This is a genomic window from Micromonospora sp. CPCC 206061, from assembly GCF_036906915.1.
In the GTDB taxonomy this organism is placed as follows: Bacteria; Actinomycetota; Actinomycetes; order Mycobacteriales; family Micromonosporaceae; genus Phytohabitans.
Genome location: NZ_JBAKHX010000069.1, coordinates 33,264 through 43,820 on the forward strand (window position 1 = coordinate 33,264; position 10,557 = coordinate 43,820).

At 69.0% G+C, this 10,557-nt stretch carries 10 protein-coding genes; 2 read left to right on the forward strand and 8 right to left on the reverse strand.

Annotation, left to right across the window (positions count from 1 at the left end; all coding sequences use genetic code 11):
* The first annotated feature begins 76 nt into the window (after positions 1–76).
* Entirely contained in the window at positions 77–1,600 is a 1,524-nt protein-coding gene (locus V6V89_RS31930; protein WP_334623264.1) for an alpha/beta fold hydrolase, read from the forward strand.
* 40 nt (positions 1,601–1,640) lie between these two features.
* Here the strand turns inward: V6V89_RS31930 and V6V89_RS31935 are convergent, their stop codons facing one another.
* From V6V89_RS31935 to V6V89_RS31965, 7 genes are all read right to left on the reverse strand, one after another.
* On the reverse strand, positions 1,641–2,369 hold the full coding sequence (locus V6V89_RS31935) for a response regulator transcription factor (protein WP_334623265.1): 729 nt from the start codon (positions 2,367–2,369) through the stop codon (positions 1,641–1,643).
* Positions 2,350–3,546: a sensor histidine kinase gene (locus tag V6V89_RS31940; protein ID WP_334623266.1), complete on the reverse strand. Its 1,197-nt coding sequence runs from the start codon at positions 3,544–3,546 to the stop codon at positions 2,350–2,352. Before V6V89_RS31940 ends, V6V89_RS31935 begins: the two co-directional genes overlap by 20 nt.
* A 67-nt stretch (positions 3,547–3,613) precedes the next feature.
* Positions 3,614–3,958 (reverse strand): antibiotic biosynthesis monooxygenase family protein, encoded by a 345-nt coding sequence (locus V6V89_RS31945; RefSeq protein WP_334623267.1) that lies wholly within the window; start codon positions 3,956–3,958, stop codon positions 3,614–3,616.
* A gap of 52 nt (positions 3,959–4,010) precedes the next feature.
* Positions 4,011–4,769 carry a hypothetical protein gene (locus V6V89_RS31950; RefSeq protein WP_334623268.1) on the reverse strand — a complete coding sequence of 253 codons (759 nt, stop codon included), beginning with the start codon at positions 4,767–4,769 and terminating at the stop codon, positions 4,011–4,013.
* A 146-nt stretch (positions 4,770–4,915) separates the two neighbouring features.
* On the reverse strand, positions 4,916–5,140 hold the full coding sequence (locus V6V89_RS31955; RefSeq protein WP_334623269.1) for a hypothetical protein: 225 nt from the start codon (positions 5,138–5,140) through the stop codon (positions 4,916–4,918).
* A 337-nt stretch (positions 5,141–5,477) separates the two neighbouring features.
* Positions 5,478–5,975 (reverse strand): GNAT family N-acetyltransferase, encoded by a 498-nt coding sequence (locus V6V89_RS31960; RefSeq protein WP_334623270.1) that lies wholly within the window; start codon positions 5,973–5,975, stop codon positions 5,478–5,480.
* Between the two features lie 65 nt (positions 5,976–6,040).
* Positions 6,041–6,991: a helix-turn-helix transcriptional regulator gene (locus V6V89_RS31965; protein ID WP_334623271.1), complete on the reverse strand. Its 951-nt coding sequence runs from the start codon at positions 6,989–6,991 to the stop codon at positions 6,041–6,043.
* 63 nt (positions 6,992–7,054) lie between these two features.
* Here V6V89_RS31965 and V6V89_RS31970 point away from each other — a divergent pair, with 63 nt between their 5' ends.
* Positions 7,055–8,197: an epoxide hydrolase family protein gene (locus V6V89_RS31970; protein WP_334623272.1), complete on the forward strand. Its 1,143-nt coding sequence runs from the start codon at positions 7,055–7,057 to the stop codon at positions 8,195–8,197.
* A 344-nt stretch (positions 8,198–8,541) separates the two neighbouring features.
* Here V6V89_RS31970 and V6V89_RS31975 read toward each other — a convergent pair whose 3' ends face one another.
* Positions 8,542–10,107, reverse strand: coding sequence for a carboxylesterase/lipase family protein (locus V6V89_RS31975; protein ID WP_334623273.1), 1,566 nt, complete (start codon positions 10,105–10,107; stop codon positions 8,542–8,544).
* Between the last annotated feature and the right edge of the window lie 450 nt (positions 10,108–10,557).

The following is a 10,557-nucleotide window of genomic DNA, read 5'->3' on the forward strand; positions in this document are numbered from 1 at the left end:
GCCGCAACGGAAGTTGCGCGCCGGGTCGTCGCGCAGGCCGATTCGGATCGGTTCGATCGCTCCTAGCGTCGATGTCATGCAGTCAAGCGTCTTCTCCAACGAAGTCCGGATCGGCCGGCGAATCTTGGCCGCCGTCACAATCCTGGTCGCCTTGCTCGCCTTGCCTGCCGCGGTCGGAATCCCGTTCGCTTCTGGTGACGTCGCGCGTTTCGCGTCTCGGCCGGTGATGTGGACCGACTGTCCCGCTGAGGACCTGCGGGCAGCCGGCGCGCGGTGCGCGGAGATATCCGTCCCCCTCGACTACAGCGTGCCGCACGGAGCGACGATCACGATCGCCGTCTCCCGAATCGAGGCTCGCGACACGGCACGGCGGCGTGGGATTCTGCTGTTCAATCCAGGCGGGCCGGGCGGCCCTGGCTTGAGCTACCCGGCGGAGCTGCGGCCGGTGCTCGGGGAGGTAGCCGACCAGTACGATCTGATCGGGTTCGATCCACGCTTCGTCGGCCTGAGCACACCGATCAGCTGTGGCGGGATCGGCGAGTACGTCCGCGCGGCCGGTCTGAGCTGGCGGGACTACGCAGAGAGCGTTGAGTACGCCCGCGACGTCGCCCGGCGGTGCTGGCGGGCAGCCGCCCATTACATCCCGTACGCGTCGACGCGGAACACCGCCCGGGACATGGACGTCATCCGGGCGGTGCTCGGCGAACCGCGACTGTCCTATGTGGGCGTCTCCTATGGCACGTACCTCGGCGCGGTGTACACACAGATGTTTCCGGAGCGCGCTGACCGGATCGTGCTGGACAGCGCGGTCGATCCCGACGGATACCCGGTACACGCCGACTGGTCCACCGGCTCCGCCACGGAGTCAGCTTTCGACGAGTGGGCCGCATGGGCAGCGAGGCACCATAAGCGGTTCGGCTTCGGCACGACGGGCGTACGGGTCCGGGCCACCGTGCGCGGCCTTCTGGAGCGAGCCGCCCGCGTGCCCATCCGGGTGGGCGAGTACACGGTGGACGAACAGGTGATTCCGCTGCTGATCACGTTCTACTTGGCTGATGCGGGCAGCGACGAGCCGCTGGCTGAGGTCGTCGGACAGTTGCGCGCCGCCGCCCGCGGTCGGCCGGCCGCCGACCCGCATCTGCTGGCGAACCTCGCGGCGCTCTACGGCAAGGATGGATCCGACGACGGTGCCGCCTTGTCCATCACGTGCGGCGACGGTGAGTTTCCCCGCGATCCTCTGTGGTACTGGCGCAACATCGAACAGGTCCGAGGCGGTCAACCCTTCTTCGGGCCGCTGGCACGCAACATCTCACCGTGCGCATTCTGGCGTTCCCGGCCGCTGGAGAGACCGACGGTGGTACGCAATGACTCCCCGGCCTTGATCGTGCACGCCACCGGCGATGTATGGACCCCGTACGCGGACGCTCTGGCCCTGCACGAGCGCCTGACTGGCTCTCGGCTTGTCACCCTCGCCGGCGTCCGCACCCACGGTGTGTTCGGCGGAGTGCCGAACGCCTGCGTCGAGCGCCACGTCAAGACCTACCTACACACCGGTGTCCTACCGGCCGCGGATGTCACGTGCCGCCCGGAGAGGCAGTGAGAGTGCCGGGGGAGGGCGGCCACGCCGATCGGGATGCCGGTTACGGCAGTGGCAGCAGGCCATGGGAGTAGGCGACGATGGCCGCTTGGACCCGGTTGTCCAGACCGAGCCGGGTGAGGATGCGGTTGACTCGGCTCTTCACGTTGGCTTCGGTCACACCAAGGCGGTCGGCGATTTGGGCGTTGGACAGCCCGGTGGCGACCAGCCTGAGCACGTCCAGCTCACGAGCGGTCAGGGTGTCGAGCCCAGCCTGGTCGGGCGCGGTCGCGGGCGTCGGCGCCGGTGCGATGCGGGCGAACGCGTGGACCAGCCGCTGCGTGACGCTGGGGGCAAGCATCGCCTCGCCCGCGGCGACCACGCTGATGGCGTCGATGAGCTGCCCGGGTGTGCAGTTCTTGAGCAGGAAGCCGCTGGCGCCGGCGCGTAGAGCGGCGTAGACGTACTCGTCGAGGTCGAACGTGGTCAGGATGATGACTCGGGGCTTTGGCAGGTGAGAGGTCCATTGGCGGAGGATGCGGCGGGTCGCCTCGACGCCATCCACGCCGGGCATTCGTACGTCCATGAGGACCACGTCCGGGTGTTGGTCCTGAGCGGCGGCAACGGCGGCCTCGCCGTCGGCGGCCTCGGCGACCACCCGCATACCGGGCCGGCGGTCGATCATGAGACGCAGCCCGGATCGGACCATCTCCTGGTCGTCTGCCACGACAACGCGGACCGTCGGCCGACCCGACGCGCGTGGCTTGTGCTGGTCAGTCGAGCCTGGATCCATTGTCCGTCCCGATCGGTAGTGTGGCGGCGACCCGCCAGCCCCCGTCATCCCGTCGTCCGGTCCGCAGGCTGCCGCCGAACACGGCGACTCGCTCGCGCATCCCGACGATTCCCATCCCGGACCCGCCGACCAGCCGATGCCGCGGGGCGGGTGGGCCGTTCTCGACGGTCACCACCAGGCCGCCGGCCTCGCACCGCAGATCCACGTCCACCGTGGTCCCGCCGGCGTGTTTGACCACGTTGGTCAGCGCTTCCTGGACGATGCGGTAGGCGCAGATCTGCAACGAGCCGGGTGCCGCCGTCACGGCTGGTTCGACGTTGACCCTCAGCTGGCAGCCGGCCGCCTCGGCGACGCGGCCGAGTCGGTCGAGGTGGGCCAGCGAAGGCTCATCCGGTGCGGCCGACCGATCCCACGGGTCGGCCAGGAGACCGAGCATGCGCCGCATCTCCACCAATGCCGCGTCGGCGGTCACCGCGATCCTGCCGACCCGGGCGTGGCTTCCGTCGGGGCTTTCGTCGCCGTCGGCGAGCAGCTCGGCGGTGGCGTTCGCCTGTACCGCTATCGCGCTGACGTGGTGAGCCACGATGTCATGCAGGTCGGCGGCGATACGGGCCCGTTCGGCGCGGACCGCCCGGCGTTCGCTGATTTCCCGCTCGGTACGCAGCTGAGCGGCGAGCCGGCGTAGCTGCCGCGCGTCGCTCACGATACGGCGGCGCCCGCTACCCAACAGCCAGGCTACGCCGACGACACACAACACGACCGCCGGAAGCACCAGTACGACAACCGGATCCGGTGGCCCAGAACCGCCACCGTCCAGATCGGACAGAAGGAGCGAGGCCACGACAGCGATCGCGCCGACTGGCAGGGCGCGCAGGCTCCGCGGGGCGGAGGTGTAGCAGGCGACGCCGTAGACCGCGACCGCGACGAACAGCGGTCCTTGGCTGATCGTGTCGCCTCTTTCGACCACACCGCAGCCGACCTGGGCGCCGGCCACGGCCAGTAGCACCGGCCACGGTCGGGTCCGTAGCCAGATCAGTGGCAGGACCGTGGCCAGGCGCAGCGCCAGAGCAGCGACCGCCTCCACCTCGACGGCACGGTAGTCCTCGTACCACAAGCCGGCCGTGGCCAGCGCCAGCCCACCGACCACGACGGCATCGACGCGCCGTGGTGCACGCACACCTGGCTCACCAACCACCCGCCGATCGTCGCACAATGGCTCGGCAGCGGGCCCATCGATAGTTGCGTCAGGATGGGGCGAGACGATCGATCGGGGCTACCGGCCATGGAAGGTCGACGGCGACCTCGTGGTGACTGACGCGTTCGTCCCAGCGTGTCAAAGCGCGGCGTGCCGCCTCCGCCACCACGGCCCTCTCGTGATCTTCGCCGGCGAAGGCGCGTATGTCGTCAACGCTCGTGAAGTACGTGATCGAAGTGAACATCACCTCGTCGCCGGCGTTGTGGCGCAGGAGCCGCGCGCCACAGAAACCCGGTACGTGCTGTAGGTGCTCGGCGACATCGGTTTCGTAATGGTGCCGGTAGTCGTCGGCTGCCGCAGTCGAAGTCCATCCTCGCCACATTCGCGCGATCATCTGCGCCGCTGCCTCCCCGCGGTGGCGAGCGGTCCAGGTCGTGCTCAGAGGCTCAGGATGGGCCGGGGAGGCGGGCGCAGAGCTCACGGGGGAATTGCGGTTCGGCCGTCGCGATCGTGCCGCAGCCGGACCGCGTCGACGTGGCGATCGTGCTCCAGCCGTTGCGCTCGACCCATCGCATGAAGTACCGGCGCACGCTCACCGCGGGTACGCAGCCGGACCGGGCCTCGACGCCGCACGGCGCCGGGTCGTCCGGAACGGTCATTACCAGCCAAGAACCGTCACACCCCTCGACGTGCCCTGTGGAATGTCGGGACACATCGAGGCCGTCGACCGCCACGTGGATCCAGGCCGGGTCGCAATGGTTGGCTGGCATCGGGTCGCAGCCGAAGGTCTTGTCGCAACGCTCATACGATGCGCCTGCGGGCTTCCAGATTTCCTCGTTGAGCACCACACGCCGCCCGTTGATCGGCTCTGGCGAGGTCAGCTTGACCACCGCGGTGGCGTGCGTGGGGCAGCCGCCGACTGTGGCGGCGAGCCGCGAGTCCTGCACGACGCTGGCATAGATGAGGTTGTTCTCCTCGGTGAGGTAGCCAATGCGTGGGTCGCGCGAACACCCGTCGGCGCCGGCCAGCACCGCCACGTCGAGCAGCAGCGAACGCGGATCGTCACCGCTCCGTACCCCAGTGACGTCGGCCTGGTAGGTGGGCCAGTCGCCGCCGTCTACCGGCGTGTCCGCGCCGGCCTGCCCAGCGCATCCGGCAAGCACGGCGGCGACAACGGCCCAAGCGGCCGGAGCGATCCGATACATGTCAATGATCCTCGTCCAGGGCTGGACGCGCAGCATCCGTACAGATACTCACCAGGCGTCAGGTGTGGGCGAGAGGCGACGCACGCAGGGCGGGCGTGGCGCCGCCGGGCAGCTCCCGAGCCTAGTGATCCGGATGGTGCGGAGGGCTACCAGCAGGGCGAACTCCAGGAGGCGTACGCGGTGCCGTACGCGTTGGTCACAGCCACTCCTGCCCAGGACTCGGTGCCGAAGACGCACGTGTTGGACATTGAGGTCTGGTCGTCGAACGCGGGCAGCGGACCGTACTGGCCGTCCCATCGGATCTGCGTGGCGCCCGACGAGGAGTAGCTCAGCAAACAGCCGTACCAGCCCGAGTACTGGGAACATTGCAAGGAAGTGATGATCGGCGCGCTGGAGGCGGCGGCCCCTCCAGGTACCAGTTCTCGCTGTATCGACTGTGCCCCGGTCTTGCCCGGCGCGGCCGATGCTGGCGACGCGACCACCGCACTGGCAGCGGCAAGAGCAAGAACGACACCTAGATGTGCTATCGGCCGCCAGGCTTGCGCTCGGGTCATCACGCCTCCCAAAATTGAAACCTTTGAATGCTGGCGCTCGGATCGTATAGCTCAACGTTGTCGTCGCCGTACTGGATGTGCAGCATGTGAGACGCCCGCCGGGCGGTTGGTAACCGTTCAGGGCCCTTGTTCGAGGTCGGTGCAGGTCCGTATTTCACAGGTCGCGGACCATGCGGATCTCCCGCACACCGTCCTCGACCTGGGCCGTTCCGTCGGCCACGAAGCCGTGCTTGCGGTAGAACGCCTGCGCGCGAGGGTTGGGATCGGCGACCCACAGCGCCGCCGACTCCGTGGGGTCGATGACAGCCTCCAACAACGCTCGCCCAGCACCAGTGCCGTGGTCGGCCGCATACACATAGAGCACATACAGTTGCCTCGTCCACGCCGCCGCAGCGTCCAGGGGCGGGCCCGACATGGCGATCCCGATCAACTCGCCATCCCGCTCGGCGACAGCCGCCCGGTTCTCGCGATACCGCTCGTCGGTCAAAGCGGCGGTCCAGAACCGCTCCCGAGCAGCCAGGAAGCCCGGATCATCGAGAACCGCATCCGACATCAGCCCTCGATACGTCTCCTGCCAGCACCGCACATTTACACGCGCCATCTGCGCAACGTCCTCGACCCGGGCCGAGCGAACAGTCACCGAGGAACCCACCGCCGAATCGTAGGCCGCGACCAGCTGTCGTACGCGCGCCGCCCGGTGTGCAGCCTGTCGCACACCTACGCGATGGCGTCGGTTAGTCGGGCGGTGAGGTCGCGGATGTGGGCGATCAGTTCGGGTGGCTCGTGTACCCGGAAGCGGAAACCGAACAGTGCGACATGGATGGCGATCTCGTCCAAGGAATTGGATCCGGTGTGCAGCAGGCACGTGTTGTCGTCGATGGCCTCGATGACGCCGACGGTAGGGGGGATCCGTTCGACGGCAACGTGAGCCGGGACGTACAGGGTGACCGTGGCCTGGTGCCGGTACGGCGCGGTGGAGACGCCGCGGGTGAGATAGCTGGCGAGGTCGGCGTCGGGCGCCGGTCGGGGCGTGAACCGAGGGCCAGTCGGGATGCGGGGACGCATGCGGTCGACCCGGTACGTGCGCCAGTCACGCCGGTCGGTGTCCCAGCCGATCAGGTACCAGCGTCGTCCAGTGTGGACGAGCCGGTGCGGTTCGGTGTCGCGCAGTGAGCCCGCGCCGTCGTGCCGCTCGTAGTCGAAGCGAAGGCGGTGGTGTTCGCGGCAGGCCGCCGCAACTGAGGTGAGCACATCTGGGTCGACGGTGGGGCCGGCCGCGGGTACGGCGATGGTGACCGAGTGCAGCAGTGCGACCCGCTGCCTGATCCGGGACGGGAGGACCTGTTCCAGCTTGGCCAGCGCGCGCAGCGACGTCTCCTCGATGCCGGTGACCGAGCCGCTGGCGGCGGTGCGCAGTCCGACGGCGACGGCGGTCGCCTCCTCGTCGTCCAGTAGCAGCGGTGGCAGCTTGGTGCCGGCGCCGAGCCGGTAGCCGGCCGCGCCAGCGGTGGCGTGCACCGGATATCCGAGGTCGCGCAGCTTCTGGATGTCGCGGCGCACGGTGCGCACGTCGACGTCGAGGCGCTGCGCGAGTTCGCCCCCGGCCCATTCGCGCGGGGTTTGCAGTAGGGCGAGCAGACGCAGCAGCCGGGCCGAGGGTTCCGCCATGTGTGAAAGTTTGCCATCAACCTAGGGCGGAATCTGTCCTAGGCTCCTTCTAGGCTCGTGTTCATGAGTCAAGAGATCACCCCGTTTCGGATCGACGTCCCGCAGGACCGCCTCGACGACCTGCACCGCCGCCTCGACGCCACCCGCTGGCCGGCCGCTCTGCCTGGCGAAGACTGGTCGACCGGCGTACCGACCGGGTGGCTGCGCGACCTGGTCGACTACTGGCGTACGAGTTACGACTGGCGAGCTGCCGAGGCGCGCCTGAACGCCTTCCCGCAGTTCACCACCGTCATCGACGGGCAGCAGATCCATTTCCTGCACGTTCGCTCCCCGCACCCAGACGCGTTCCCGCTGGTGCTCACCCACGGCTGGCCCGGCTCGATCGCCGAATTCCTCGACCTGATCGGCCCCCTGACCCAGCCCGACGACCCGGCCGAGGCCTTCCATCTGGTCATCCCGTCGCTTCCGGGCTTCGGGTTCTCCGGCCCAACCACCGACGCGGGCTGGGACACCGACCGGATCGCCCGCGCCTGGGCAGAACTGATGCACCGGCTCGGATACGAGCGGTACGGCGCGCACGGCGGCGATATCGGCGCCGCGATCAGCCCTCAACTCGGTCGAGTCGCGCCTGACCAGGTCGCCGGCGTCCACGTCAACGGCGGGCCAGGCCCACTGCCGCCGCTGCCGCTCGGCGACGAGGATCTGGTCAGCCTGTCGGACCTGGAACGCGACCGGATCGCCCGGATCGAGGCGTTCATGAACGAGGAATTCGGCTACATCGCCATCCAGTCCACCCGCCCCCAGACACTGGCGTACGGGCTGACCGACTCACCGGTCGGCCAACTCGCCTGGCTCATGGACAAATTCCGGGAGTGGACCCACCCACGCGAAACACTGCCAGAAGAGATCATCAGTCGGGACTGGCTGCTCACCAACGCCATGATCTACTGGCTCACCGGCACCGCTGGAACAGCCGCGTACGTCGGCTACGCCCAGGAATCCGCCTGGGGTGCCCCCAAACCCAACTCCGGCGTGCCCACGGCCGCCATCGTCTTCGCACACGACGTCGGCATCCGCCGCTACGCCGAAACCGAGAACACCATCACCCGCTGGACCGACGTCGAGCGCGGCGGCCACTTCGCCGCGCTCGAAGAACCCGAAACGCTGACTGCTGACATCCGCGACTTCTTCCGAGACCTCCGCTAGCGGCGCCGCACCACCGAATCCGTGCTGGCCCGGCGCCAGCCAGGCGAACGTAGCGCCGCATCCGGCCGGCCCTGGAGCCGTCAGCGCGCGGCCGGTCCCGTAGCCGTTCGCGGAGGCATCCGGTCGGCAGGACGCCCCGAACGGGCGAAGATGGGGGTGTGAACCGTCCGGCCGTACCGCCCGTCCGCGTACCGGTGCCGCGACGGCCACGCCCCGACCAAGACCGGCCAGACCCCAGCACCCGCGGAACAGCCCGCGAATGTGTGACCTTCCGCGACGAGACCGCCGGGCCACTTTCGAATGGCCTGGCGGTCTCCCTCGTTCACCGGACGGCCCATCCGTGGTCAGTCCACCGTCTGCCAAAGGTCACAATGGTGGGTGGTGGCCAGGTCCACGGGTGCGGTCCGCGCGATGGAGAGCGACAGTGCCTCCGATGTGCCACGGCGGTACGCCGGCCACTGCGGACCTGGATCGCCGGTCCTGGCGAAGCTCGTCCAATAACCGATCAGCCGCTTCGCGAAGGTCTGCTCCTCCGGCGTGAACGGCGTGGGCGGTGGGCCGCCCTGGCGTTCGGTGTCCAGGAAGTACCTGAGGTCGGCGCCGTGGGGGGCACCGAGCGGGAAGCCGCCGATGTCACCTGACGGCTGGGCGTACTCGTAGGCGTACACGGGCGCGCGCCGCGCCGCCGCTTCGATGGCCGGCAGTTGCGTGCACGTGCCGGTCGCGCCGCCGTAGTCGCTGTACAGGGTCGCCAGCGCCACCGTTGGGCTGATGAAGTCGGCCGTGGGGTAGACGGCGAGGACTCGCTGCGCAGCCTTCGACCCGAACAGGTTCGTCACGATCGTCGGGTACTCGGCCTCGGTCACCGGTTTCTCCTGGAAGTCGTACTGCTGCGCCACGCGGACACGCATCTCGTCTTTGGTGCCACCGTGGATCAGCGGAACGTTCGCGGCGATCCCTAGCCGCATCGCGGTCAGCGGCTGAAGGGGCAGCGCCGGCGTTCCCGCGACGGGGAACCACCAGACGTCCGCCCGGTGCCGGCGCAACTCGCCGGCGAAGAGCCCGTCGCGGTCGGACGGCCGTACCAGCTCGCGGATCGGCTTGTCACGCAGGCACTGCTCGGCTGTCGCCTGATCGGTGCAGCCCAGGTCGGCCGCGAGGTCGAGCCCACGCCGGTCCGCCGTCCGCTCGGTCATCATCGGATTCCCGCACGGCGCGCTCTGCACGATCGCCTTGTCGAACAGGCCGCGCGCTGCCGGCGCGGCCAGCTGGGCGCACACGCTGTACCCGCCCGCTGACTGGCCCCACAACGTCACGTTTCGGTCGTCGCCGCCGAACGCCGCGATGTTCTGCCGCACCCAGCGCAGCGCCGCCTGTTGGTCGCCGAGCCCGAAGTTCCCCGCATACGGGTCACGCAGCGCGGGATGGCGCAGGAACCCCAGCGCGCCAAGCCGGTAGTTGAACGTGACCACGATCGCACCCTGGTCGACGATCCGCTTCGGGTCGTTGGCAGCGCCGGACCCGTTGATCAGCCCGCCGCCGTATACGAAGACGAGCACGGGCAGCTTCCCCGTCGCGGCACGCGGCGTCGTCACGTTCACGTAGAGGCAGTCCTCGCTGCCGGCGGGCTCCGCCGACCCGGCGAGTTGTGGACACGGCGGCCCTGGCCGGGTCGCGTCGCGTACACCGTCCCAGGCGCTCGCGGCCTGCGGTGCCCGCCAACGTAGCCCACCGACCGGCGCGGCGGCGTAGGGGATACCGAGGTACCGGCGATGCTCCTGCGTCAGCTCGCCCTCCACCCAACCCCCGGTGGTGCGCACCCGAGCCGCCGAGCCACTGTCCTCAGCGGCCGCCGTCGTTGCCGGGAGACCGGCGCCGGTCACCGCCGCGGCCAGAATCGCAACAAGCACAAGCCATCGTTTCGACATGCGTCCACGATCGACGAGCCTCGGCGGTCGGTCGTCCCTCGACCCGCGTAGCCACACGTACGTCGCCTGACGTAGCTGACGGCGCGGGGCACAGCCGTCAGCTGGGCGGATGGTTCGCCGGTGTGGTTCAGACGGTCGTTGGCGCTGGAAGCCGTCTACCGCGGCGAACCCTCGCTTTCGAGGGGGTTCTTCAGGTTCTGGTAGCTGGTGGGCGCTGCCTCAGCCTGTCCCAACTCGTCGTACCTATGACGGACAGCGAACGGGAAAGGTCACACCATGCACGACGCGTTCCAGTCGCACAGGCAGTGCACTCGCCTTCTCCTACCGGGCCCAGCACGCCCACATCGGCATCATCGCCGACCCCGCCGGCTAGGAGACCGCTGAATAATGGCGGCGTGCCGGTCCACCGGTTTTGATCGGGTTTGGTCGATA